The 25078-nt window shown below is 67.9% G+C and carries 25 protein-coding genes and 1 tRNA gene; 13 read left to right on the top strand and 13 right to left on the bottom strand.

Annotated elements, in window-relative coordinates; translation table 11 throughout:
- The first annotated feature begins 124 nt into the window (after positions 1-124).
- The 5 genes from ROA7023_RS08820 to ROA7023_RS08840 all read left to right on the top strand — a co-directional run bounded on the left by ROA7023_RS08820 (position 125) and on the right by ROA7023_RS08840 (position 4715).
- A complete protein-coding gene (locus ROA7023_RS08820; RefSeq protein WP_085878654.1) occupies positions 125-1423 on the top strand; it encodes an NAD(P)/FAD-dependent oxidoreductase in 1299 nt (432 codons plus the stop codon).
- Positions 1423-2241, top strand: coding sequence for a DUF1365 domain-containing protein (locus ROA7023_RS08825; protein ID WP_085878655.1), 819 nt, complete (start codon positions 1423-1425; stop codon positions 2239-2241). Before ROA7023_RS08820 ends, ROA7023_RS08825 begins: the two co-directional genes overlap by 1 nt.
- Positions 2241-3479 carry an MFS transporter gene (locus tag ROA7023_RS08830; protein ID WP_085878754.1) on the top strand — a complete coding sequence of 413 codons (1239 nt, stop codon included), beginning with the start codon at positions 2241-2243 and terminating at the stop codon, positions 3477-3479. Before ROA7023_RS08825 ends, ROA7023_RS08830 begins: the two co-directional genes overlap by 1 nt.
- 96 nt (positions 3480-3575) lie before the next feature.
- Positions 3576-4316, top strand: coding sequence for an SDR family NAD(P)-dependent oxidoreductase (locus ROA7023_RS08835; RefSeq protein WP_085878656.1), 741 nt, complete (start codon positions 3576-3578; stop codon positions 4314-4316).
- Positions 4317-4397: 81 nt separating this feature from the next.
- Positions 4398-4715 (top strand): DUF3775 domain-containing protein, encoded by a 318-nt coding sequence (locus tag ROA7023_RS08840; RefSeq protein WP_085878657.1) that lies wholly within the window; start codon positions 4398-4400, stop codon positions 4713-4715.
- On the opposite strand, the gene ROA7023_RS08845 is transcribed toward ROA7023_RS08840, so the two are convergent.
- On the bottom strand, positions 4709-5764 hold the full coding sequence (locus ROA7023_RS08845; protein ID WP_085878658.1) for a saccharopine dehydrogenase: 1056 nt from the start codon (positions 5762-5764) through the stop codon (positions 4709-4711). The two genes, ROA7023_RS08840 and ROA7023_RS08845, sit on opposite strands and share 7 nt — an antisense overlap.
- Complete coding sequence (locus tag ROA7023_RS08850; RefSeq protein WP_085878659.1) at positions 5764-6411, bottom strand: histidine phosphatase family protein; 648 nt, start codon at positions 6409-6411, stop codon at positions 5764-5766. The genes ROA7023_RS08845 and ROA7023_RS08850 overlap by 1 nt, the downstream gene beginning before the upstream one ends.
- A gap of 257 nt (positions 6412-6668) precedes the next feature.
- On the opposite strand from ROA7023_RS08850, the gene ROA7023_RS08855 reads away from it, so the two are divergent.
- Positions 6669-7496: a DUF481 domain-containing protein gene (locus ROA7023_RS08855; protein ID WP_234992103.1), complete on the top strand. Its 828-nt coding sequence runs from the start codon at positions 6669-6671 to the stop codon at positions 7494-7496.
- Positions 7497-7562: 66 nt separating this feature from the next.
- Here the strand turns inward: ROA7023_RS08855 and ROA7023_RS24735 are convergent, their stop codons facing one another.
- The 5 genes from ROA7023_RS24735 to ROA7023_RS08875 all read right to left on the bottom strand — a co-directional run bounded on the left by ROA7023_RS24735 (position 7563) and on the right by ROA7023_RS08875 (position 10690).
- Positions 7563-7730, bottom strand: coding sequence for a hypothetical protein (locus ROA7023_RS24735; RefSeq protein WP_200812478.1), 168 nt, complete (start codon positions 7728-7730; stop codon positions 7563-7565).
- Positions 7731-7919: 189 nt separating this feature from the next.
- Positions 7920-8777, bottom strand: coding sequence for a hypothetical protein (locus ROA7023_RS08860; protein WP_085878660.1), 858 nt, complete (start codon positions 8775-8777; stop codon positions 7920-7922).
- A gap of 155 nt (positions 8778-8932) precedes the next feature.
- Positions 8933-10216, bottom strand: a complete 1284-nt coding sequence (locus ROA7023_RS08865; protein WP_085878661.1) for a hypothetical protein — start codon at positions 10214-10216, stop codon at positions 8933-8935.
- Between the two features lie 194 nt (positions 10217-10410).
- Complete coding sequence (gene ykgO, locus ROA7023_RS08870; protein WP_007255499.1) at positions 10411-10536, bottom strand: type B 50S ribosomal protein L36; 126 nt, start codon at positions 10534-10536, stop codon at positions 10411-10413.
- 79 nt (positions 10537-10615) lie between these two features.
- Positions 10616-10690 (bottom strand) — tRNA-Val (locus ROA7023_RS08875).
- Between the two features lie 149 nt (positions 10691-10839).
- On the opposite strand from ROA7023_RS08875, the gene ROA7023_RS08880 reads away from it, so the two are divergent.
- Positions 10840-11703, top strand: a complete 864-nt coding sequence (locus ROA7023_RS08880; RefSeq protein ID WP_085878662.1) for an N-formylglutamate amidohydrolase — start codon at positions 10840-10842, stop codon at positions 11701-11703.
- A 2-nt stretch (positions 11704-11705) separates the two neighbouring features.
- Here ROA7023_RS08880 and ROA7023_RS08885 read toward each other — a convergent pair whose 3' ends face one another.
- A complete protein-coding gene (locus ROA7023_RS08885; protein WP_085878663.1) occupies positions 11706-12959 on the bottom strand; it encodes a DNA polymerase IV in 1254 nt (417 codons plus the stop codon).
- 100 nt (positions 12960-13059) lie between these two features.
- Positions 13060-13647 (bottom strand): YdeI/OmpD-associated family protein, encoded by a 588-nt coding sequence (locus tag ROA7023_RS08890; RefSeq protein ID WP_085878664.1) that lies wholly within the window; start codon positions 13645-13647, stop codon positions 13060-13062.
- A gap of 142 nt (positions 13648-13789) precedes the next feature.
- Between ROA7023_RS08890 and ROA7023_RS08895 the strand changes: the two genes are divergently transcribed.
- From ROA7023_RS08895 to ROA7023_RS08910, 4 genes are all read left to right on the top strand, one after another.
- A complete protein-coding gene (locus ROA7023_RS08895; RefSeq protein ID WP_200812479.1) occupies positions 13790-14602 on the top strand; it encodes an SDR family NAD(P)-dependent oxidoreductase in 813 nt (270 codons plus the stop codon).
- 264 nt (positions 14603-14866) lie between these two features.
- Positions 14867-16162, top strand: a complete 1296-nt coding sequence (locus ROA7023_RS08900; protein WP_085878666.1) for a hypothetical protein — start codon at positions 14867-14869, stop codon at positions 16160-16162.
- A 195-nt stretch (positions 16163-16357) separates the two neighbouring features.
- On the top strand, positions 16358-17437 hold the full coding sequence (locus ROA7023_RS08905; RefSeq protein ID WP_085878667.1) for a PLP-dependent cysteine synthase family protein: 1080 nt from the start codon (positions 16358-16360) through the stop codon (positions 17435-17437).
- Positions 17438-17872: 435 nt separating this feature from the next.
- Positions 17873-18325: an NUDIX domain-containing protein gene (locus ROA7023_RS08910; protein WP_085878668.1), complete on the top strand. Its 453-nt coding sequence runs from the start codon at positions 17873-17875 to the stop codon at positions 18323-18325.
- A gap of 180 nt (positions 18326-18505) precedes the next feature.
- Here the strand turns inward: ROA7023_RS08910 and dapA are convergent, their stop codons facing one another.
- Positions 18506-19378, bottom strand: coding sequence for a 4-hydroxy-tetrahydrodipicolinate synthase (dapA, locus tag ROA7023_RS08915; RefSeq protein WP_085878669.1), 873 nt, complete (start codon positions 19376-19378; stop codon positions 18506-18508).
- Between the two features lie 161 nt (positions 19379-19539).
- Here dapA and ROA7023_RS08920 point away from each other — a divergent pair, with 161 nt between their 5' ends.
- Positions 19540-21750 (top strand): lytic transglycosylase domain-containing protein, encoded by a 2211-nt coding sequence (locus ROA7023_RS08920; RefSeq protein ID WP_143535499.1) that lies wholly within the window; start codon positions 19540-19542, stop codon positions 21748-21750.
- On the opposite strand, the gene ROA7023_RS08925 is transcribed toward ROA7023_RS08920, so the two are convergent.
- Together ROA7023_RS08925 and mnmC2 are read right to left on the bottom strand one after the other, a co-directional pair.
- Complete coding sequence (locus ROA7023_RS08925; RefSeq protein ID WP_085878670.1) at positions 21747-22628, bottom strand: DMT family transporter; 882 nt, start codon at positions 22626-22628, stop codon at positions 21747-21749. The genes ROA7023_RS08920 and ROA7023_RS08925 overlap by 4 nt on opposite strands.
- Complete coding sequence (gene mnmC2 / locus ROA7023_RS08930) at positions 22625-23293, bottom strand: tRNA (5-methylaminomethyl-2-thiouridine)(34)-methyltransferase MnmC2 (protein WP_085878671.1); 669 nt, start codon at positions 23291-23293, stop codon at positions 22625-22627. Before mnmC2 ends, ROA7023_RS08925 begins: the two co-directional genes overlap by 4 nt.
- A 49-nt stretch (positions 23294-23342) precedes the next feature.
- Between mnmC2 and ROA7023_RS08935 the strand changes: the two genes are divergently transcribed.
- Positions 23343-24377, top strand: coding sequence for an NAD(P)/FAD-dependent oxidoreductase (locus ROA7023_RS08935; RefSeq protein WP_085878672.1), 1035 nt, complete (start codon positions 23343-23345; stop codon positions 24375-24377).
- Positions 24378-24519: 142 nt separating this feature from the next.
- Here the strand turns inward: ROA7023_RS08935 and ROA7023_RS08940 are convergent, their stop codons facing one another.
- Positions 24520-25053, bottom strand: coding sequence for an NADPH-dependent FMN reductase (locus tag ROA7023_RS08940; protein WP_085878673.1), 534 nt, complete (start codon positions 25051-25053; stop codon positions 24520-24522).
- Positions 25054-25078: the final 25 nt, after the last annotated feature.

Raw genomic sequence — 25078 nt, forward strand, 5'->3', positions numbered from 1 at the left:
AACATGACGTCTTTACGCATCAGGTGCCGAACCGGATCACGTTTTTTCACAGTTTCTGTTTCATCCGAGGCGGCGTAGTCCTCGTATCAAGGCGAGTATCAATAAAAACAGGACGACAGAGCGCATGCCATTCGAGACCGGGACGACCGCGCCCAGGACGATCGCAGTAATAGGGGCAGGTATTTCGGGGATGGGAGCAGCGCACAGGCTGGCCGCGCATCATCGGGTCGTTCTCTATGAAGCCGAGCCGCGGCTCGGCGGTCACGCGCGCACACGGCCTGCGGGGCGGAACGGGGATCTGGTGGTCGACACCGGCTTCATCGTCTTCAACTATGCCAATTATCCCAACCTCGCCGAGCTTTTCGCCGAACTCGACGTGCCGGTGCGCATGTCGAACATGAGCTTCGGCGCCTCCTTCGACGGGGGGCGGTTCGAATACGGGCTGGAGAGCCTCGGCGCCCTCTTCGCGCAGCCGGCGAACGCAGTCCGTCCGGCCTATCTGCGGATGATGCGCGACCTTCTGCGGTTCAACCGCCACGCGCTGGAGGCCGCGCAGGAAGACGGGCTGACGATCGGCGGGCTGGTCGAGAAGCTGCGGCTGGGGTCGTGGTTCCGCGACAAGTACCTGCTGCCGATGTCGGGCGCGATCTGGTCGACGCCCAAGGAAAAGGTCCTCGATTTTCCGGCCAGCACCATGATGACCTTCTTCGAGAACCACAATCTGTTGCAGGCGACCGGCCAGCACGATTGGTACACGGTCGAGGGCGGGTCGGTCGAATATGTCGGCCGCATCGCCCGCTCGATGGAGGCGCGCGGGGTCGAGATGCGGCTCGGCGCGCCGGTGGCCGGCGTCCGTCGGGGGCCGCTCGGGGTCGAGGTGCGCGGCACGGGCGGCGAGTGGGAGCTCTTCGACGAGGTCGTGTTCGCAACCCATTCGGACGACACTCTGCGCCTGCTGGCCGACGCCACCCCGGAGGAACAGGCGGTGCTGGGCGCGATCCGCTATCAGCCCAACGACGTGGTCCTGCACGGCGACACAAGCATCATGCCAAAGCGGCGCAGGGCCTGGTCAAGCTGGGTCTATACCGAGAATCCGGCCAAGGTCAGCGAGCGGATCGACCTGACCTACTGGATGAACTCCCTGCAGCGCTGGCTGGTCGACGAGCAGGTGTTCGTCACCCTGAACACCACGCGCCAGATCGACGAAAGCCTGATCTGGGATCAGGTCACCCTGCGCCATCCTGTCTACGACCTGGAGGCGATGGAAGCGCAAAAGGCCGCGCAAAGGATGAACGGCGACAATGCGACCTGGTTCTGCGGGGCCTGGATGCGCAACGGGTTCCACGAGGACGGCCTCGCCTCTGGGCTGATGGTGGCCGATGCGCTCAATCGCGGTGTGCCCCAGGCCGTGGCGGCAGAGTGATGCCCGACGACGCGGCACAGATCGGTCTGCGGCCCGGCCCGCGCGAGGGGAGCGCGGCACCGGCCGGGTTGGAGCATATCGCGGGAGAGACCTATCACGGCCGCCGCGGGCGGACGGCCAACGCGTTCCGCTATTCCATCGACTATATCCTCTGCAATGCCGAGGCGGCGACGCGCGGTCCCCTGCTCTTTTCGCGCAACAGTGCCAATCTCTTCGGTCTGCGCGACAGCGACCACGGCGGGCCGCGCAAGGCCGGGCAGGGGGCGCCCTGGGTGCGGGAGGTTCTGGCCGCGGCCGGGCTGGACCTGCCCGGGCCGATCCTGCTTCTGGCGCAACCGAGGGTGCTGGGCCATGTCTTCAACCCGGTCAGCTTCTGGCTGTGCCATGGTGCCGACGGCGTGCTGCGGGCCGTCATCGCCGAGGTGACGAACACCTTCGGTGACCGCCATTCCTACCTGTGCCATCACGACGACCTGCGCCCGGTCACGGGCGAGGACACGCTGACCTCGCGCAAGATCTTTCATGTCTCGCCGTTCCAGCCGATCGACGGCGATTATTCCTTCCGTTTCGACATCCGGCGGGACCGGATCGACATTCGCATCGGCTATCGCTCCGAGAGCGATGACGGCGTGACCGCGACCCTCTCCGGCCTTCGCCGTCCGCTGACCAACGCCGGCATCCTGCGGGCTGCGCTGCGCCGGCCCTTGGGGTCGCGCCGGGTGCTGGCGCTGATCCACTGGCAGGCGCTGAAGCTCTGGTGGAAGGGTGCGCGATTCCGGGCCCGCCCGGAGCCGCCGACCGACGAGGTCAGCCGTTGATCAGCCGGGCGGCCGCGGGGCGGCTCCCGGCCTATTCGCTGTTTGCCGCGGTCCTTTCGGGGGCCGGGCTTCCGATCTATATCTACGCGCCGAAATTCTACGCCGACAGCTATGGCGTGAGCCTTACCGCGCTGGGCGCGGTCCTGTTCGCGCTGCGGGTGCTGGACTTCGTGCAGGACCCGGCGCTGGGCTGGCTGGCAGAGCGGATCAACCGTGGCCGGGCGCTCTGGGTCGGGGCAGGGGCGGCGGTTCTGGCGCTGTCGATGCTGGGGCTGTTCGCTGTCGTGCCACCGATCGCGCCACTGGTCTGGTTCGCGATCACGATCACCGGGCTGTTCAGCGCGTTCAGCTTTCTGACGATCTGTTTCTATGCGCAGGGCGTGGCCAAGGCGGGCCAGGTCCGGGGCGGGCACGTGCGTCTTGCCGCCTGGCGCGAGACCGGGGCGCTGACCGGCGTCTGCATCGCGGCAGTGGCGCCGACGGCGCTGACCTCACTGGCAGACAGCCCCTTTGCCGTCTTCGCCTGGGGCTTCGCGGCGGTCACCCTGCTCGCCACCCTCGTCATGTGGCCGGAGTGGACCGGACGCGCCCGGCCCGAGGCGACGCCGATCCGCGATATCCTCTCCGACGCTTCTGCCCGCAAACTCCTCGTGCTGGCGCTGGTCAACGCGACGCCGCTGGCGGTCTCATCCACGCTGTTCCTGTTCTACGTCGAAAGCCGGCTGGACGCGCCGGGCTGGGAGGGGCCGCTGCTTGTGCTGTTCTTTCTCGCGGCGGCGGTCTCGGCGCCGCTGTGGTCGGCGGGGGCCGAGCGGTTCGGCACCCGCCGGGCCCTGCTGGCGGCGATGGTGCTGGCGATCCTTTCGTTCGCGACGACCCTGACGCTGGGGGCCGGGGATGCCGCGATCTTTGCGGTGATCTGCCTCGCGTCCGGCGCCGCCATCGGCGCGGACCTCACCCTGATGCCCGCCCTCTTCGCCCGCAGGATGGCCGAGATCGCGCCCAACGGCGGGCAGGGGTTCGGGCTGTGGTCGCTGGTCAACAAGCTGACGCTGGCGATCGCGGCCGCCGTGCTGCTGCCGGCCCTCGATGCGGTGGGCTTCGTGTCGGGGCAGGACAACGGGCAGGCCGCGCTGACCGCGCTGACGCTGCTCTATGGCCTGGTGCCGATCGTGCTGAAATGCGGGGCTGTTGCGCTGCTGTTGCGGCTTCGGCTGCCCGAACCGGCCCGAGCCTGACGCGGGAATTGCCAAGAAAGTGCCATTTGCCCATCGCGTTCCGCGTCTGAGGCCCTAGATTGGGAGTGGTATTTCAGGACGAAGGAACAAGACCTCATGCGTGACTGGCAAGGCAAGAGATACTGGATCATTGGCGCAAGCGAGGGGCTGGGCCGGGCCGTCGCCGAGGCGGTCAGCCGCGCCGGGGCCGAGGTCATCCTATCTGCGCGTTCTGCCGACCGGCTGGAGACAATCGCGGAGGAGTTGCCCGGCAAGGCCCGCGCCGTGCCGATGGATGTGACCGATCAGAAAAGCGTCGATTCGGCTGCCGAGCAGGTCGGCGAGATCGACGGTATGGTCTACCTCGCCGGGCTCTACTGGCCCCAGGGCGCCAAGGCCTGGACCGCCGAACAGGTCACCGCGATGACGGATGTGAACTTCATGGGTGCCGTTCGGGTGCTGGGCGCGATCCTGCCAGCCTTCACCGACCGCGATTCGGGCCATATCGTGCTGACCGGCTCGCTGTCGGGCTATCGCGGCCTGCCCCAGGCGCAGGGCTACGTGCCCTCCAAGGCGGGTCTGATGACCATGGCCGAGTGCCTGCATGCGGACCTGCGCAAGACCGGTGTCGACGTGCAACTGGTCAACCCCGGCTTCGTCAAGACGCGGCTGACCGACAAGAACACCTTCGCCATGCCGCAGCTGATGGAACCCGACGTCGCGGCCCGGCAGTATTTCGAGTACATGAACTCCACCGATTTCAAGAAGAGCTATCCGGCGCCGCTGTCGTGGCTGTTGCGCGGATCGCAGCTTTTGCCGGACTGGCTCTATTACCCGCTGACCAGCAAGGGGCGCTGATGCGCATTCGTTTGCGCTGGATCAAGGATCCAGCCGTCGGGGCCGCGCTAACCTTCTCGGAGCATGCGAGGAGAATCGGCCATGATGGACATATCTGCGGACAAGGTGGCTGAGGTCATCATCCTGGCCCGCGAGGGCGACGCCGGTGAAGACGAACTGGTGCAGTTCATCAAGGGCATGCGCGATGAGGAGCAGGCGAGCCTGGTGGCCCTGTTCTGGATCGGGCGCGGTTCGTTCGAGACGGCCGAATTCGAAGAGGCCGTCGCCACCGCCCGGCAAGAGGCAACGGTGCCCACCGCGCAGTATCTGCTCGGCTCGCCGCACCTGGCGGACCACCTCGAGGCCGGGCTGGAGGCGCTGGGGATCTCGTCGTCGAGCGAGGAAGACGCGCTTTACTGAAGAAGGTGGCGGAAGGTCGCCTCGGCGCGCGCCCAGACACCTTCGTCCCTGTCGCCCAGCGTCAGCAGATGCGGGAGCAGGGCCGCCGCGAATTCCTGTGACGCCTCGCGCGGCAGCAGGGAGGGCAGGTTGTCGATCGCCATGATGTCCAGCGGCGGCGCATCGTGGACCCGCACCACCGGCTGCGCCCAGCTTGTCGCCGCATCATAGAGCGGGATCGGGTTGTAGGGCGTGCCCGGGTCACAGGCCACGTCGCCGATCACGGTCAGGCGCCGGTCGGCCGTCAGGATGTCGGGGCCGGCAAAGACCGGGATGCCGGGCATCGCAAGGACCGCGTTCACCATCAGGTCATGCTCGGCGACCTCGGGGAAGGGGCCGCCGCCCGCTGTCTCTTCCTTGTCCCAGAGGGTCAGGGCGAGGCCGACGTCGCGACCCAGGAAATCCGCCGCCCCCTGGCCGACACGGCCTTTCGCGCCGATCACCAGGGCGGTGGGTCTTTGCCGGCCAATCTCGGCCCGCACGGCGTCGATCATCGCATCGGCATCGGGCCAGGCGGAGACTGCCGGCATCGCGCCGGTGTCGCGCTGCGCCGCGCACCAGGCCAGAAGCGACACCGCCGCCCCCACGTAGCCCGCGTAATATCCGAAGGCCGCGACCCTGACGCCGCGTTCGTCCACCAGGTATTCCAGGTCCCACAGGGTGCCGCCGCCCCGCCGGAAACGCTCCAGCAGCGCCGGCGCGTCGGGCTGGCCCTTGAAGGCGTGGGCGAAGAAGATGTGCGCATGGCTGAGCGGGGCCGCAGCTGGCGGCAGCTCTTTCAGCCCGAGGATCACCGCATCCGGCGGCGCGTCGGGCCAGCTGCCTTCGGGGGCCATGGCGCAGCCGGCGGCGGCAAAATCCGCGTCGGGAATGATGCGGGTCGGGCTTTGCTCGACGGTGACCGCGAAGCCCCGGGCCAGAAGCGCCGCCGCGCCCTCGGGCATGAGGGGGGTGCGGGCCTCGGAGGCGCGGGCCTCGGCGCGGAGCCAGATATGCGGGGCTGTGGCCATCAGAAATGTGTCCTCAGATGATCCCGGTCGGCCTGTTCCAGATGCGGAATCGCATTGAACCCGGCCAGGATGGTGCCGTGCGGCCGCACATGCACCCGGTGGATCGACGTGTTCCAGATCGGCAGCAGCACATTCGCCAGCCGCGTCGGATCGAGCAGCAGAAGATGCCGCAGCACCATGCCGATCACCCCGCCGGAGGTGACGCAGAGCACCTTGCGGCCCGGCTCGGAGGCCTCTTCCAGAACCGCGGCGATGCGCGCCTCGAACTCGGCAAAGCTCTCGTTGCCGCGGATCTCGGCGGCGTGCCAGGCCTCCATGACCTTGGCGACGTGGCCGGGAAAGTCCTCGGGCGCCGGCATCGGGACTCCCTGGCTTTGCGCAAGCGCCAGGCCGAGGTTGAAATAGTCCATCTCGTTGAGACGCGCATCGGCGATGGCGACGTCGCCATAGCCCATGGCCTCGGCGGTGGAGCGGTGTCGGTTGAGGGTTCCGGCGAGCACCTTGTCAAAGACCATGCCGCGGTCCCGCATCCAGTCGCCCAGCGCCGCCGCCTGGGCGTGGCCGAGGTCGGACAGACGGTCGTAGCTTGCCTCGTCCCGGGCCGCGGAATTGGCCTGGCCGTGCCGCACCAGAATGATCTCGCCCATGGGACTCTCCTGTTTGGGGCGATCTACGTCGCGGCGCGGTATGATGCAACGCGGGCCGGAACAGTTCCATCGAAATAGAAAGAAAACCTGCCACGGGGGCGGGTCCTGGCCAAGTCACTGAAAAAGCAGATCGCATTTCCTTGAGCGTTACTTTTGTGTCGGCCCGGGTCGATGGCCACCGCGTGAACGGAACGACGGGTCTGTCGATTTGTTGGGTCGATACCTCAACAAGACCATTCACCAAGAAGGGGATATCAATGAAACTGATGACTGGAACCGCTGCTGCCGCCCTGCTGGCGTTGACCGCCGGTGTGGCCCAGGCGCAGGACACCGTCTTTACCGGCGCCGACCGCGTCGAGACCGCCAACGAGGATCTGACGGAGACCGTCCGCGAGGACTTCGACCGTGACGTGCAGGTGGGCAACGAAGGCCGGTCGCTGGGCTATACCGGCTCGGTCGCGCTGCGCAGCTCGGTCCTGACGGGGAACACCGACAGCGTCGATATCGGCCTGGGGGCGAACTACGGCTTCTTCGATGGCAAGAACGGGTATGAGCTGAACCTGAACTACACCTACGGCGAAGAAGACGGCACACGGACCGACGAAAGCCTGCTCTATGATCTCGAATACACGCGGGATTTCAACACGCAGCTGTTCGCCTTCGCCAAGGTCCAGGGGTCGATCGACGAGTTCTCGAGCTTCGACAGCGACACTTTCGTCGGCGCCGGCATCGGCTACCGGATCTACAACACGCCCGACATCCAGTGGTCGGTCCAGGCCGGTCCGGGGTATCGCTATGCGGAGCTGTCCGACATCGCCTCGAGCGACTTCGAGGAATCGGCGATCTCGGTGGCCTCGAACTACTCGAACCGGCTGAGCGACATGGTCACGGTAACCAATGACACGGACGTGATCGCCTCGGACAGCGATACGGTGGTATTCAACGACCTCGGTGTGAACCTTTCGGTTGCAGAGCAGCTCGCGCTGCGGACGAGCGTCTTTACCGAGTATCACTCCGATCCTTTGCCGGGACGCGAAGACGTGGACAACACGTTCGGTGTCTCGCTGGTGTATGATTTCAACTAATCCCGCTTTTTGCATTCCCGGGATTTCCTGTGGGGGCTTCGGCCCCCACTTTTTTATGCCGCGTCCCTAGTAGGGGGCCGACAGGAGGCCGCGCAGGATCGGTAGCAGGGTGGCCGCCACCATGCCGACGACGGCGCCGATGGCGAGGCGGGGCAGGATGCCGCCAAGGACGGGCGCGGCCCAACTGAGGCAGGCACAGACGACGGCGTAGAAGGTCAGCGAAATCGGGTCCATGCACAAGTACTAGCAAAGCACGAGGCGGCGGTCATCCATCCGTTGCACGGCGGGAGGGCTTTGACCATATGGAGCGCCTGCGGCGCACAGGCTTTCCCCGGTTTCCCCTTGCGGTGAAACCGGGCGGTGGGCGCCCTTTGGTCGGCCGCGTGCGCCAAACGGGCGGCTGGCCCGCTGGCCGGGCCGTCGTCAGCGTCTGGCGGCGGCCTTCATCTCGTCGATGCGGGTCAGGGCTTCGGTGCGGGTGTTGCGGATATTGGGGCGGATCTCGCGGGTTTCGGCTCGCTGGCGGATGTCGCGTTCGGTTTCGGAGCCGGCGGCATAGCGCACGGAGCCGAGGGACCAGGTTTCGCGCAGCGCGTCCGCGCGCAGCGAGTATTGCAGCCAGGCCGGGGATTGGATGCGGGTGCCTTCGTAGTTGTAGAGGAAATACCATTTGCGGCGGGTGGCGCGGAGCTCTTCCTCGAGCCAGTTGAAGACGTCGTTCACGTCGCGGGAATGCTCGAAGGACATGGCCGAGAAATCCACCTCGGCGATGTCGGTCGCCGGGTTGAGCCGGACCCGGCGCAGGAATTCGGACTTCAGGAAGCTGGGCACATGGCCCACGCGGGTGCGGCGCCGGGAGGGGCGGGTGGAGAGGTCGGCCACAGCCTCGGCCCGGCTGGCGAAGAGGTTGGGGTTGAAGCGGTCCGTGCCCCGCGTCCGCTCGATCCGGGCAGCCGTGTCGGCGCTACGGTCCACGCGCAGGGTGCCCATGGAATGGCCTTCCTGAACGTCGCGGCCCCGGCGGGTATAGGTAAACCAGGCCGAATCGTCGATCCGGTAGTCGGTGGTATCGACCAGGAAGAACCACAGCGGCTCGCCGGTTTCGGTGATGCGCTGCTCGATCCGGTCATAGAAGGCGCCGACCTCGGCGGAGGTGTCGAACGTCAGGCCGGTGTAGTCGATCTCTATTGTCTGCATGCCTTCGTGGACGGTGATCCGGTCGTCGAGCGCCCCGGGGGAAAAGTCCGGGCCGAGGGGGCTGGGTGCCTTCCTGTCTGCCATCGTGTGCTCCTGTCTGACGGGGGCCAAATGGCCCATCGGGTGCGGCGCTGCAAGCTTGGCGGGTGCACCTGGCGGCGGGTGTGCCGCCCCGAAACGGCAACGGCCGCCCCCGGGAAACGGGGGCGGCCGCCGGGGCCGTACGAAACCTGCGCGGCTTACTGGGCCGGCACGTAACGCTCCATCACCAGGCGGAGCATCGGGCTGGAGCCCGAGATGTCGGTCAGCGCCACCAGGTAGGTGCCGGGGAAGACCCGGGCAGCGATCTGGCTGTCCAGACCCTGGCCGTAGTCGTCGTTGTAGCCGATCTGGCGGCCGACATCGTCGAACAGCCGCAGCACCGGGTCGCCGTTGGACGTGGCGATGGCTTCGATCAGCAGCAGGCCGGTCTGATCGACGGTGAGGCTGAACCATTGCGCCCGGTCGCCCTGGACCTGGGCGTTGGACACGCTGCGCGACGCGACCGTGCCGAGCGGCGTGATCGGGTAGGAGCCGTCCATCGGCGGCGCGACCTCACCCTGGTCATAGAGAGCCTGGGCCGCGGCGACCGGGTCATAGCCGGTCAGGGCGACGGTCACCGGCAAGGTGCCGTTCGACAAGGCGCGCAGGCCGATGCAATAGGTGCCGGGCTGAAGCGCGGTGGTCATGTCGATGCGGCTGTTCAGGCCGTCGAAGTCGTCGTTCTCGGCGTAGAAGGTGCCGTCATCGCCGGTGAGGGTGAGGACAGGGTCCGCATCCTGGTTCTCGGCCGTGATCGACAGGGTTGTCGGAGATCCGACGACGAAAGCGTAGGTCGGCACGCTGTCGATCGCGTTGGTGACGGACAGGCCGCCACCGAGGCTGCCCTCGACCGGGTTGCCGCCACCGATCATCATCGCGCCGCCACAGGCGCCGCTGTCGGTCATGCTGCCGCCACCGTCGTTGCCGGTGTCGCCGCCGCCCGTGTTTCCGCCGCCCGTATTGCCGCCATTGGCCGAGAGCTGCGCGCCGCCTTCCGTCAGCGCCTCGTGGCGGGTCTGGCCGATGCGGACGGTCGCGGTCAGCGGGGCATTGTCGTAGGACGACGTGTTCATGCAATAGGTGCCGGGTTGCAACGAGAGCAGCGCCGCCGAGGAGGTCCCGCCACCCGAGTCGTCGTCGCCGCCGACAACGGCGCCAGTGGAATCGAGGATCTCGATCACCGGGTCACCGGCGCCGCGGCCTTGGGCCTCCAGGCGCACGTCCATCGCCGAGGACAGGTCGAACAGCGAGACATGGGCATTGCCGAGCAGGACCAGCGCCAGCTGCTCGCGGTAGGTGTCGGAGGTGGCGATGTCGGAATTCGCCTGGTTGCCGCCGATCCAGGTTCCGGATCCGCCGCCGCAATAATCCTGCGCGGCTGCGGGCAGGGCCAGGGCGCACGCCGCCACCGGGCCGAGGATGAGAGATATTCTGAGCGTCATGGAAAAGGACCCCCCTCTTGAGTGTTTCACTGGGGGAACCGTAGAGCGATCGGTGGTGCGTTGGCTAGGAAATGCGTCAGAAGTTGCGCATTATTCCATCATTCGGAAATTCTGGCGCCTCAAATGACGAAGCCGCCCTCGGCGGGGCGGCTTCGTGTCGTCTCTATCGGTGCGGGACCGATGCACGGCAAGGCTCAGCCCTGGCGGGCCTTGAACTTGCGCTGGGTCTTGTTGATCACGTAGACCCGGCCCTTGCGGCGCACGACGCGGCAATCGCGGTGGCGCTGCTTGAGCGAGCGGAGGGAGTTGCGAACCTTCATGGGCCCTGTTCCTCTGTGTCGCGGCGCGGCGATGCGCCTTGTTGCTGTCGTGCGCCCCGGTCGGGCGCGGTGAAATTCATGGTGGGCGATACTGGGATCGAACCAGTGACCCCTTCGATGTCAACGAAGTGCTCTACCGCTGAGCTAATCACCCATGACCCTCGACAAAACGGCGTCCCATAACGAAACAGGACGCGGGCGTTCCGCGTCAGGTGTGCGGTCTCTAAAAGGAGTCGGAGACAAGATCAAGGGCTTTTGGCTGCGAATGAAAATGGTCTATCTTGACCTTGCAAAGGAGCCCCCATGTCGCACGCCGCCTACGATCTAGTCTTGCCCCGGGCGCGAACGACATCCGTGGTCTTCGCCTCGCCGCATTCCGGGCGCCGCTACGATCGGGCGTTCCTCGACATGGCCATTCTGGACCGGCACGAGATCCGGTCGTCGGAGGACGCCTTTGTCGACGAGCTTTTCGGGACGGCGACGCGGCATGGTGCGCCGTTTCTCAGGGCCGGGGCGCCCCGCGCCTTCGTCGATCTGAATCGCGCCGCCGAGGAACTCGACCCGGCGCTGATCCAGGATGTGCGGCAGGTCGCGCATAATCCGCGTATCGCCAGCGGGCTCGGGGTGATCCCCCGGGTGGTGGCCAACGGCCGGGCGATCTATCGCGGCAAGCTACCGCTGGCCGAGGCCTACCGCCGGATCAACGACTACTGGCGGCCCTACCATGCCGCGTTGCAGGGGCTGCTGGACGAGAATCACCGGATGTTCGGCGAGGCGATCCTGATCGACTGCCACTCCATGCCCCATGAGGCGCTGGAGAACGTGGGCCCCATCGGCGCGCCGCGCCCGGACGTGGTGCTGGGCGACCGGTTCGGCGCGGCCGCCTCGGCCCGCGTGATCGAGCGGGTGGAGGCGGCGTTTTCCGCCGCGGGCTTCCGTGTGGCCCGCAACATGCCCTTCGCGGGGGCCTACATCACCCAGGCCTATGGCCGCCCCACCCGCCGGCAACATGCCATCCAAGTCGAGATCGACCGCGCCCTCTATATCGACGAGCGCCGGATCGAACGCCTGCCGGACTTCGACGACGTCGCACGGCGGCTGGAGAGCGTGATCGCCGAGATCGCCGCCATCGGCCGGATCAACGACCTGCCTGTCGCGGCCGAATAGGCTCAGCGCAGGGCCCGCCCCTTCAGGATCGCGTCCTTGCCCCAGCGGGCGCGGATCGCGTCCGCCGCGCGTTCGGCGCTGGCGCGGCGCACCGCGCCCGGATCCAGCAGGTCGCCTTCCCGGTCCGCGTTCGCGGCCGTCTCCAGGTGGCTGAGCCCGACCCCGAGCAGCCGATAGGGCCCGGGATCACCCAACTGGTCGAACAGGGCCCGGGCCGTGCGATAGATCGTGTCGGCCAGCTGGGTCGGCTGCCGCAGGCTCTGCCGGCGGGTCAGCGAGGCATGGTTCGACCGCTTGAGTTTCAGCGTCACGACATGGCCCGCGTGATCCTTGGCCTTGGCGCGATCGGCGACCTTTTCCGCGAGGCGCCAGATGTGGCCATCGAGGATCTCCGGGTCGGCGGTATCCTTGTGAAAGGTCGTCTCGTTGCTGATCCCCTTGACCGGCGTGTTCGCGGACACCCTGCGGTGGTCCTCGCCCCGCGCCAGGTGCCACAGCCTGTCGCCCATGCCGCCGAAGCGTTCATGCAGTGCGTCGCGGTCCCAGCGGTGGAGGTCGTTGAAGGTGCGGATGCCGGCGGCCTCCAGGCTTTTCTGAGCGGCGGGGCCGATGCCCCAGATCAGCCTCACGGGCCGGGGGCGCAGGAATTCCACGGTCTCGGCCGCGCCGATCACCGAGAACCCGCGCGGCTTGTCGAGGTCCGAGGCGACCTTGGCCAGGAACTTGTTGTGCGAAAGGCCGATGGAGCCCGTCAGGCCGAGCTCGTCCTTCATCCGCCGCACCAGCCGCGCGAGCATCACCGCGGGCGGGGCGCCGTGCATCCGTTCGGTGCCCGACAGGTCCATGAAGGCCTCGTCCAGCGACAGCGGCTCCACCACCGGCGTCAGCTCGTCCATCATCGCGCGGATCGCGCGCGAGACCTCGACATAGGCCTCCATCCGCGGACGGACGACGATGGCCTCGGGGCAGAGCTTGAGCGCCTGGAACATCGGCATGGCCGAGCGCACGCCCTTGATCCGGGCGATGTAGCAGGCCGTGGACACCACGCCGCGCCGGCCGCCGCCGATGATGACGGGCTTGCCTTCCAGCGCGGGGTTGTCGCGCTTTTCGACGCTGGCGTAGAAGGCGTCGCAATCCATATGCGCGATCGACAGCGAAAAGAGCTCGGGATGTGTGGTCACGCGCGGCGAGCGGCAGGCCGGGCAGCGGGGGCCGTCGGGCAGGATGGTCAGGCAATCTCGGCAGAGCGCGGGCATGGCCGGATCATAGCAGGCCCGTGCGCCGCGGGGGAGGGGGCCCGCCGGGGTGGACGGAAATATCGCCCGGCGCCGGATGGGTCGGCCGGACGAGGCCGCGCTAGCGGTCGTTCAGCCCCTTGCCTCTGAGGATCCGCGCCCGGCACCTGTCGATCCGCGCGGTGCGGGTCTTCGATTGTTTCGCGCCCGACATGTGCAGGACATAGCCGCGCCGCCGCCCCGGTGTCAGCGCCTCGAAAGCCTCCTGCAAGGCGGGGTCCTCCTCGAAGGCGGCCAGCAGTTCGGGCGGATAGTCCAGCGAGTTCTTCTGGGGGAACGCAACCTTCGCGCCGGCCTTCTCGAGGGCGACGGCCTGGCCGATGAAGCCGCGCAGCACCTCCGCGCCCGCGTCGACCTCGGCCAGGCTGGCATAGCGCAGCATCCGCACCGCCTGGGAATTCGGTCCCTGCCGGTGCAAGTGACCCTCGGGATCGGACATCAGCGCCCCCTTGAAGAACCCCAGCCCGCAACAGGCCTTGAGCCCGAAGAAGATCGCCACGTTCGCGCCCTCGGCCATGTAGCAGAGCTTGGCCCATTTCACCGTCTCGACCAGGCCGCAATCGAGCGCGATGGCCCGGATGCGCTTGCGCTCTTCGTGCCAGTCGGGGGCGCTCAGGATCGTCTCGACACTTGGCTGCGGGCGTTTCATCGCATTGGCTCCGGTGGGGTGCGTGGCTGATCATGGGCCCTGGGGGTGGCGGCCTCAAGCGCGGAGGGTGCAGATCGCCCCTGTCGCGGCGCAGGGCAAGAGCGTAGAGGTCGGGTAGCACAGAGTTTCAGGAGGCATGACGATGACAGCACCCTTCCTTGCACCGAAGTCCGTGGCCGTCGTGACGGGGGCCGCCTCGGGGATCGGCCGGGCGGCCTGCCTGCATTTCGCGGAGCGCGGCATGCGCATCGTCCTGGCCGACGCGGACCGGGACCGGCTGGACCGCGCCGCGGCGGCTGTCACCGCGATCGCCGGCCCGGACAATGTCTCCGCCGTCGCGCTGGACGTGGCGGACGCGGGGGCCGTCGAGGCGCTGGCCGACGATACCTTCGAGCGGTTCGGCCAGGTCGATCTGCTGATGAACAACGCCGCGGCACGGGTCGCGGGCGGCGACCGCGAGGACCTGGAGGAATGGCACCGTACGATGGATGTCAATTTCTGGGCCGCGGTCCATGCCGAGCGCGCCTTTCTGCCCCGGATGCTGCTTCAGGGAACGCCCGCCGCGATCGTCAACACCGGCTCCAAGCAGGGGATAACGAACCCGCCGGGCAACCTGATCTACAACGTGACGAAATCGGCCCTCAAGACCTATACCGAGGGGCTTCAGCACCAGTTGCGCAACGTCGATGGCTGCAAGGTCTCGGCTCATCTTCTGGTGCCCGGCTGGACCAACACCGGAGAGCGCCCGCCGCATGACGGCGCCTGGATGCCCGAGCAGGTGGTCGACCGGCTGATCGCGGCGCTGGAAGCCGGGGATTTCTATGTCATCTGCCCCGACAACGAGGTCACCTCCGAGATGGACGCCCGCCGCATCCTGTGGGCGGCCGGCGACATGACCGAGAACCGCCCCCCGCTGTCGCGCTGGCATCCCGGGTGGAAGGACAAGTTCTCCTAGGTGCGGCCCCGTTTGTGCTAGGCTCTCCCGATCGGGGAGGAATGCCATGCGGGCTATCATCTGGACGATCGCGGCCTGTCTCTGGGTCACTCAGGCCGCGGCCGGGCCCTCGGAACGCTGTGTGCAAGAGGTCCTGGCCATGCATGGCTACGACCCGGGACCGATCGACGGCATCCTCGGGCGGCGGACCGGCGACATGGCGGCGGGCTTCGCGCAGGACAATGCCCTGGCGCTGCCGCCGCTGACCGTCGCCACCGCTCCGCAATGGTGCGAGGCCTTGCGCGAGGTTCAGCGCGGGGCCGGGGGGCCGCCGCTCGATCCGGCCGAACCGCGACCGGCCGGGGCTGCACCGAGCGTCCCGGCGACGGCTTCGCGCAGGAGATCACGGGCACGCTCGCGGGCGAACCGCTCAGCCTGCGGGTCTCTGCCCGGTTCGGCGGCGCGGTCGAGTCGATCCGTTGGCGCGGCCGGGAGTTTCTCAACATCTACGACCACGGCCGGCAGATCAGCTATGCGTGGCATCTGGACGGCTGGGGCGAATGCCTGAACCCGACGGAGCCGGGCTCGGCCTGGGACAATTTCCGCCAGAGCTCGACCACCGAGCTGCTCGAGGTCTGCTCGGACGCGCCCGGACGGCTGAGCACGCGGGCCCGCCCGGCCTGGTGGCTGCGCCCGGGCGAGACCGGGTTCTGCGACCGGGGCGCCGAGACGGCCCTGAACGACGGCCCCCTGACCGACCAGCTGTTCGAGAAGACGGTCGAGATCGGTTATGCTGGGATCGAGGGCGTCATCGCCTTCGATGCCACGATCACGCTGATGTCCGACCATGCCTCGCTCCAGGCCGAGATGCCGACGGGGTATCTCACGGGGGCATTCACGGCGCATCATACCTACGATCCGCAGTCCGGGAGGCTCGAACGGCCTGCGTCGCAGCCGCTGGTGCCGCCCTGGACCTCGGTGCACTGGTCCGGCCTGCCGCCGATCCTGGCGACCGAGGACGGGCAGTTCGCGATGGGGGCCTATACCGACGCGCCGATCCTCGGATACGAGATGCTGGCCTATGACGTGCCCAACCCGTTCGACCATACCAACAAGTGGAACATGATCCTGCGGCATGAACCTGCCCCGGCCGGCACCTATCGCCACCGTAGCTTCGTGATCGTCGGCACGCTGGAGAGCGTCCAGGCGGCGATGTCCCGGCTCTACCGCCTGCATCCCACCGATTTCGACCCGCCCGAGGGCTACGTGGACGTGGCCGACTGCGAGCAGATCGCGGGCTGGGCCTGGGATCCCAAGGCGCCGGACACCCCCATGCAGATCGAGATATACGACGTGACCGACAGTGCGCGGCGTCTGGTTCATGACGGTCCGGCGGATCGACTGCGCTTGGACCTGGTGCCGGTACTGGACGACGACGGGCGTCACGGATACCGGATCTGGACCTACCAGGCCATCGACCGGGCCGGTCCGCGCAGGCTGTCGGTCGAGGTGCGCAATTCGGTCGACGGCCTGCCCAACACGGTGCTGTCGTCCGGTGATCTGACGCTGGAGTGCCAATAGCCGGCCGCCCGGCCAGCGCCGCGGATAGCCGCCCGGGCGCGCGGGCTGACCTAGGGTAAAGGACTTGACCCCGCGCCGATGAGATCCCTAGGATCAAGGAGCAATTCCGCCTTGTCGGTATGTTGACGGGGTGCGGGCATCTGCCTGCCTCCCGAATGGCCCGGATTGCAATTCGAGCATCAGGGAAGGCGGACCATGGCCATCAAGTCATCCATACTGGAGACGGTCGGCAATACGCCGATCGTGCGGATCAACAAGCTCGGCCCCGCCACGGTGGAGCTTTACGCCAAGCTGGAGGCCTTCAACCCGCTGGGCTCGGTCAAGGACCGGCTGGCGCTGGGGATGATCGAGGCGGCCGAAAAGGACGGAAGCCTCCGCCCCGGCCAGACGGTGATCGAGGCGACCTCGGGCAACACCGGCATCGGGCTGGCCATGGTCTGCGCACAGAAAGGCTATTCGCTCGTCATCACCATGGCCGAGAGTTTCAGTGTCGAGCGACGCAAGCTGATGCGGTTCCTGGGGGCGAAGGTGATCCTGACACCGGCTTCGGAGAAAGGCACCGGCATGGTCGGGAAGGCCAAGGAGCTTGCCGAGAAACACGGCTGGTTCCTTGCCCGGCAGTTCGAGAACGAGGCCAATGCCGACATGCATTCGCGCACGACGGCCCGCGAGATCCTGGCCGATTTCGAGGGACTCGGGCTCGACTACTGGGTGACGGGCTTCGGGACCGGCGGAACGTTGAAAGGGGTTTCCCGTGTTCTCAGGGCCGAGAGCCCGGGGACCAGGATTGTCGTGGCCGAGCCCGAAAATTCGCAGCTTCTGTCCAGCGGAATCCCCCAGGAGCGCAATCAGGACGGCAGTGCCTCTGGGAGCCACCCGAGCTTCGAGCGGCACATGATGCAGGGTTGGACGCCGGACTTCATCCCCAAGCTGGCCGGAGATGCGCAGGCTGCCGGGGTGATCGACCTGCTGCAGCCCGTGGCCGGGGCGGACGCGCTGCAATGCGTCCATGACCTTGCCAGGCAAGAGGGTATCTTTTGCGGTATCAGCGGCGGTGCGACCATGGCGGCGGCCCTGAGCGTGGCCAGGTCCGCGCCAGACGGCTCACGCATCCTCGCGATGATCCCGGATACCGGCGAGCGCTACCTGTCGACGCCGCTCTTCGAGAACGTGGCCGAGACCATGACCGAGGAAGAGATGAACATCGCCGCCTCCACCCCGCGGTTTCGCTTCGATGTCGCCGGCGGGGCGGGGGCGGCCTCCGGGCCGCACTAGGCGCCCTCGCCCGGGGGCGCGGGCAAATGACCTATTGCCGAATGCCTCCTGGCCCGCGGTTCTGTTCGCCGCGGAGTGGTGTGCATTCTGCCGGCCGGTGCGCAAGATGCTTGCCGCTGCGACCATCGCCTGCCGGTCGGCAGGACAATGGGCGCGGTGGAAACCGTCTGGGCATCAGGTTGCGGACAAGTCCGCAGATTTTTCTGGGCCGACCCGGTATCGGCGGCACGACCGAGACCTTCGATTCGCTCAACGACGGCAGTTTGAGGGAACGGCTGACAGGACCGGGCGTCGCGTTCGACGCCACCATGATCCGTGACGCCATTCGGTTTTTGCCAGCCAGGCTCCATCCGCGCCAGCGCATGAAGTGTGCACCGTGGTGTCAGGGGCGCGTGTTGGGCTTGCAGGCTGGCGCGGGGTGACGTCAGGTGCCCCATGGAGAATTTCATCGGATCCAAAGTCGCGCTGTTTCTGGGCGCACGCCTGTTGGTCTGCCTTCGGGACGACTTCGCGCATATCCCGTTTCCCGGCGAATGGGACTTTCCAGGCGGCGCCCGGGAGGCCGGGGAGAGCCCGTGGCAGACCCTCGTCCGAGAGGTGGACGAGGAATTCGGGCTGGAGATGGACCGCGCCGAGGTGCTCTGGCAGAGTGTCGGGCCCTCGGCTTTGGACCCGGACCGGCTGATCTGGTTCTACGTGGCGCGGATGGACGAGGCGGCCGTCGGCGATGTGCTATTCGGCGACGAGGGGCAGGCCTGGGCTCTGATGGCGCCGGATGCCGTTCTGGCGCTCGACAAGCTGGTGGCGCATCATCGGCCGAGACTGGAGTGCTATCGGGCTCTGTCGGGGGGCTGGGGGCTGCCCGTGCCGCGCGACCACTGGTCCTGATCTGGCCGTGGGACGACGGACGACGCTCGCCTTCGGCATCGCCCCGCCCGCCGTCCCTTGGGCGTTTCGCTCTGAGTGGGACGTCTCTGCGTGTGCCAGCCGGAACCCCGTGCCGCAGGCAGGGGGGGACAGGGTCTGCGCGGTCCCGCTTCGCGGGGCCGCTCAATTTGATTGATCCGCCTAGTTGATCAGCCCGGCGTGCGTCATCGCCTGTCGGATCGCCACGCGGGTGGGCTCGCTTGCCTCCGTCAGCGGCGAGCGGACGTCGTCGGCGACGATGCCGAGCAGGGAAAGGGCGTATTTCGCCCCGACCGTCCCGGGCTCCATGAACACCGCGATATGCAGCGGCATGAGCCTGTCCAGCAGCGTCAGCGCAAGACGGTAGTCGCCGGACAGCGTCGCTTCCTGGAATTCGGCGCAGAGCCGGGGAGCCACGTTCGCGGTGACCGAGATGCAGCCGATCCCGCCATGGGCGTTGAACCCCAGAGCCGTCGCATCCTCCCCCGAGAGCTGGACGAAATCGGGGCCGCAGGTCAGCCGCGTCTTCGGCACCCGGGCCAGGTCGCCGGTTGCGTCCTTCACGCCGATAATCATCTCGTGCTGCGCGAGTTCGCCCATGGTTTCCGGCGTCATGTCCACCACCGACCGTCCGGGGATGTTGTAGATCACGATCGGCAGGCCGCAATCGGCGGCCGCGGTAAAATGGGCAATCAGACCCCGCTGTGTGGGCTTGTTGTAATAAGGCGTCACCACCAGCGCCGCATCGGCGCCTGCGGATTTGGCAGCTTGCACCAGGCGCACGGTCTCGGCGGTATTGTTGGACCCGGCCCCGGCCACGACCGGCACCCTTCCGGCGGCCTGTTCGATGACGCAGGCGACGACGCGGTCGTGCTCGGCATGGGTCAGGGTCGGGCTCTCGCCGGTGGTGCCGACGGGAACAAGCCCGTGGCTGCCCTGGTCGATCTGCCAGTCGACGAAGCGTTTCAGCGCATCATAATCCACCTCTCCTCCGGTGAAGGGGGTGACAAGGGCGGGAAGAGACCCTCTGAGCATGTGCGCGTCCTTTCTGAGCGGGGCGGACCGTGAGGCCCGGAGTCCCATGGGCGAAATCGCGCGGACCCTAGACCTATCCACGGACTTTGCCAAGTTTGTGAGTTGATTGGCGCGGCGGGGAGATTAGGGTCTCGGCATCGTCTCAAACCGGATTTGACATCATGCGCCTGCTGGCCGCCCTGTGCCTTGTTTCCTGCCCCTTGCTGGCCCCCGCCAAGGCGGTGGCAGAGGTCGACATCCCCGATCTGAACGCGGCCTTCGCCGCGGCCGACCGCGAGGACTGGCTGACCGCCGAGGAGCTTGCCGCGCCGGGCGGGCCGATCGGGGCGGATCTGATCGAGTGGATGCGTCTGCGCGACGACGCGGGGACCTGGGACGAGATCATCGCCTTCCTCGACCGGCACGGCGACTGGCCCGGGACCGACCGGATCCGTGCCCGGGCCGAGACGCTGATCCCCGAGGACTTGCCTGCCGAGGACGTTCTGGCCTTTTTCGAGGGGCATGACACCGAGACCGGCCAGGGCGTCGTGGCCCGCGCCCGGGCGCTGGAAGCGGCGGGCGAGACCGGCGAGGCCGCGGCCCTGGTCGTGCAGGCCTGGTTGACCCGGACTTTCGACACCGAGGGCGAAGCGATCCTGCGCGGCTCCTACGGTCAGCTGCTGGCAGAGCATCACGCGGCCCGGGTCGACATGCTGCTCTGGCGGTGGCGGGTCAGCGACGCGCAGCGGCTGTTCCCGCTGCTGGACGACGAGACCCGGAGCCTTGCCGAGGCGCGGGTCGGTTATATCCAGGGCGCGGGCAATCTACCCGCGCTGGTCGACAAGGTGCCCGCGGCCCTGCGCGAAAGCGCGGGCTTTCGCTACGACCGCTACAACTGGCTGGCCGGGCGGGGCCGCAACGACGACGCGATCGAGATGCTGGAGGCCGCCTCCGTCTCCGCCGACGCGCTCGGAGAGCCGTTCCGGTGGTCGGGCTGGCGGCGCGTCCTGGCCCGGCTCGAAATGCGCACGGGCGATCCGGAGCGGGCCTATCGGCTGGCGGCGAACCATTTCCTGCAGGAGGGCACCGCATTTTCCGATCTGGAGTGGCTGGCGGGCTATATCGCGCTGACGCGGCTCGACCGTCCCGACATCGCCTTGCTGCATTTCCAGACGCTGGAGCGCAATGTCTGGACCCCCATCAGCCAGGGCCGGGCCTGGTATTGGATCGGCCGCGCCCAGGAGGCGCGCGGCGACGGGCCGGCGGCGATGGCCGCCTACACCGAAGGCGGGCAAAATCAGACGGCCTTCTACGGCTTGCTGGCGGCCGAAAAGGCCGGGATGCCCCTCGACCCGCTGCTGACCGGGCTGGAGGATTTCCCGCCCTTCGAGCAGACCGGCCTCGCGGAGGACCCGCTGGTGATGGCGGGGCTGCATCTGCTCAAGGGCGGTGAACGCGGGCTTGCCGTGCTCTTTCTGGCCGAGGCAGGCCGCATTCTGGAGCGCGACGAGCTGGGATCATTGGGTGCCCTGCTGGATGATTGGGACGAAACCTATTTCGAGGTGCTTCTGGGCAAGTCGGCGGCCCAGCGCGAGATGGTGATCCCGTCGATCTATTTCCCGCTGCACGACATGGCCGGCATGGACCTGCCGGTGGAACCCGCGCTGGCCCTGTCCATCGCACGGCGTGAGAGCGAATTCCGCGTCGATGCGGGCTCTTCCGTGGGGGCGCTGGGGCTGATGCAGCTGATGCCTGGCACCGCGCAGGACGTGGCCGGCTGGCTGGATCTGCCCTATTCCCGGGCGCGGCTGACCCGGGACTGGACCTACAACGCCACGCTGGGCTCGCGCTACCTGGCCTATCTGACCGAGGAGTTTGGCGCCTCGCCATCGATTGTCGCGGCGGGCTACAATGCCGGTCCGGGGCGGCCGCGGCAGTGGATCGACCTTTTCGGCGATCCGCGTCTGGGCGAGGTGGACATCGTCGACTGGGTCGAGAGTATCCCGTTCGAGGAGACCCGGAATTACGTCATGCGGGTCACGGAATCGATCCCAGTCTACCGCGCCCGCCTTACCGGAGAGACCGGCGAGCTCGCGTTTCGCGACCTGCTCGTCGGGGTGAAGCCCTTGGTGCGCCCCGTGGCGCGTCCCGATGGCAGCCTTTCGACCGAGGGCCCCGAGGTCACGGTCTCGACCGCGGTGGCGCCCGGCGGGGCCGAGGCCTCTGTGGTGACCGCGCCCAGTGCGCTGGCGCCCGTAGTGTCGGTCGCGCCGCCGCCGAGACCGGATCGCGAGGCCGAGACCGGCGTCGGCGGCGGCATCTCGGCGCCCGCATCCATTTCTGGTCCGTCCGGGGTGCGGCCGCCGTCCCGGCCGACCGGTCCCGGCGGCTAGGACGCCGCGCCGCCGGCCACCTGTTTCCGGCGGCTGCGCCTGAGGGTGAAGAGGCCGGCCGAGATCACGATCGCGACGCCGATCACGGTGCTGGTCCGCAGTGTCTCGCCGAAGACAGCGATGCCCAGCGCGGTCGCAAAGACGAGCTGCAGATAGGCGAAGGGCTGGACCGAGGAGGCCTCAGCGACCTCGTAGGTCTTGATCAGCAGCCAGTGGCCCAATGCTCCCGTCATGCACAACAGGCCCATCCAGGCCCAGTCGGGGGGTGTCATCGGTTCCCACGACCAGATGCCGATGACGGTCACGAAGACCGCGCCCGCGGTGCCGGTATAGAAGAAGCTGGTCGCGGCGCTGTCCTTGCGGGCGGCGAAGCGGGTGAGCAACCCGTAAAGCGCGAACATCAGCGCCGCCGCGAACGGGACTAGGGCAGCGGGCTGAAAGACACCCACACCGGGCTGCAGGATCACGAGGATCCCGACAAAGCCCACGCCGATCGCGGTCCATCGCCGCCAGCCCACGGCCTCGCCCAGAACCGGCCCCGACAGGGCGGCGATCAGCAGCGGGTAGCAGGCAAAGACCGCGTGGCTCTCCACCAGGCCCAGCAGGACGAAACCCGCGACCATGACGCAGATCTCGAAGGCAAGCAGAAGGCCGCGAAAGATCTGCAGCACAGGCTGCGAGGTCCTGGCGGCGGCGCGGATCGACCCGGACTGGCGGGTGGCGATGGCGATGACGAAGGCCGCGAAGAACCAGTAGCGCAGCATCACCACCATCAGCACGTTGTATTCGCCCGCCAGATGGCGAGAGATGCCGTCCTGCATCGCGAAAACGAATGTGGTCCCGATCATCAGGGCGATGCCGCGTCTGGGATCGTTCATCTCAGGATGCCTCGGGACATGTGGCGTTTGCGGCCGAAACCGGCAGCCCGCGTGACGTCGAAGCCCGAGTCTCTCAGGCCCCGGCGAATGTGGCCGGCGGCGGAATAGGTCGCGACCGTGCCGCGCGGCGCGGTGTGGCGGGCGACCTCGCGCAGCAGCGCCGGCCCCCAGAGCTCGGGGTTCTTGGCAGGCGAGAAGCCGTCGAGGAACCAGGCGTCGGCGCATCCGGTCCAAGCCGGCAGCGTTTCGCGGGCGTCGCCGAGGATTACCCGCAGGGTGAGCCCCGGCAGATCGGCGCGGTCCGGCGTCTCGGCCAGGGCGGACAGCAAGCGGTCCGTCAGGTCGGGCGGGGTGCCCGCGGCGGCGAGCGCCCGGGTCATGTCCGGGTTGGCCATGGGAAAGGCCTCGAAACTGGTGAACCGGAGGGCGCCGGGCAGCCCGGATTTGCGGAAGGCGTCCCAGGCCATGATGCAGTTCAGACCGGTCCCGAACCCCAGTTCGGCGATGTGGAACCCGCTGTTGAACCGGGCCGGCAGGTCGTTGCCTTGCAGAAAGACATGGGTGGTCTCGGCCGGGCCATTGCTGAGCGAGAAATAGGGATCGTCGAACCGGGTCGCCACCGGGGTGCCGTCCTTCCAGTCGATCTCGGCTCTCTGGCCTTGCATGCCGCACTCCGCTAGCTCTTGCCGCGAGGAATGGGCGAAAGGTCGGGCGATGGCAACGGCGGATGTGACCATACGCGGCGCGGGCGTCTTCGGCCTGTCGGTGGCCTATGCCTGTGCGCGGCGGGGGGCGGCGGTGCAGGTGATCGACCCGCATGGCCCCGCCGCGGGGGCCTCGGGCGGCGTGGTCGGGGCGTTGGCGCCACATGTGCCGGAGCAGTGGAACGACAAGAAGGCGTTTCAGCTCGAGTCCCTGTTGATGGCCGCCGGGTTCTGGGCCGATGTGACGGCGCTGTCCGGCCTCGATCCGGGATATGCGCGGTCCGGCCGGGTGCAGCCCCTGGCCGATGCCGAGGCGGCCGGGCTGGCGCGACGGCGGGTCGTCGGCGCGGCGGACCTCTGGCGCGGAGAGGCGAGTTGGGAGGTGACGGAGGATTCGGGCGGCTGGCGCGTGGAGAGCCCCACCGGGCTATTCGTCCGCGATACGCTCAGCGCCCGGATCCATCCCCGGCAGGCCACCCTGGCGCTGGCCGGGGCGGTGACGGCGCTGGGCGGGCGGATCTGCAGGGAGGGGGCGGACAGGGGCAAGGTGGTCTGGGCCACGGGCTGGCAGGGTCTGATGGCGCTGTCAGATGAGCTGGGACGCGTGGCGGGGAACGGGGTCAAGGGACAGGCTGCGGTTCTGCGCCACGCGGCATGTCACCTCCCGCAGGTGTTTGTGGACGGGATCCACGTCGTCCCCCATGGCGACGGGACGGTCGCGGTCGGGTCCACGTCCGAGAGGGAGTTCGACCGGCCCGACACGGTCGACGAGCAGCTGGATGTCATCCTGAAGCATGTCCGAGCCGCAGTGCCGGAGCTTGCGGATGCAGAGGTCCTGGGTCGGTGGGCCGGTGTCCGCCCCCGGGCCCGCAGCCGGGCGCCGATACTGGGCGGTTGGCCGGGGCGCACTGGTCATTTCATCGCCAATGGCGGGTTCAAGATCGGCTTCGGGATGGCTCCGCTCGTGGGCGAAGTCATGGCCGATCTCGTGTTCGAGGGGAGAGACAGGATCCCTGCCCCGTTCCGCGTCTCCGCCTCTCTGTGACAGCGGCGGGACGGTGCGCGACGCTGTCCGCCCCCAAGGGGGCAGATGCGCCCCGCCCACCGTCCCATGGGCGTTGCTGCGGGATGGCGGGCGGGGCGATGCGCAGCACGCGCGAGCGCCGTACGTCATCCATGGACCACGGTCAGGTGGCCATCGCCTTGAGCTGGTCCATCAGCTCCTGAAGCCCTGCGAGCGAGCGTTCGTTTGTGAGGCGCCCGTCCTGGTCGAAGGCATTGCTGCTGTCGGCGATCATCACCTCGGGGCCGGGGAGGAGCCTCGGCCGGAAGGGGATCATGCACAGCCGCAGGGAATATTGCGACCGCTCTCCGCCCGCCCGGCCATCCGCCGCGGACATCATCGCGACCGGCTTGTCCCGCCATGGAGCGCCCTTTGTTCGACTGACCCAGTCGAGCGCGTTCTTCAGCACGCCCGACAGCGCCTTGTTGTATTCCGGCGTGGAGATCACCACCGCGGAGGCACTGGCGATCTGGTCCGCAAGGGTCTGGACGGACGGCGGAATGCCGGACGCCTTCTGGAGGTCGCCGTCGAACAGCGGCAGGCGCAGGTCGGCCTCGATGAAGTCGTCCGGCGCGAACAGGCGCACCGCTTCGCGGACGAGCTTTCGGTTCGTACTCTCCGCGCGAAGGGCGCCGGCTATGCCAAGTAGGGTCGTCATGGGCTCTCCTGTCCAATCAGCATCG

The organism is Roseisalinus antarcticus (assembly GCF_900172355.1).
GTDB lineage: Bacteria > Pseudomonadota > Alphaproteobacteria > Rhodobacterales > Rhodobacteraceae > Oceanicola > Oceanicola antarcticus_A.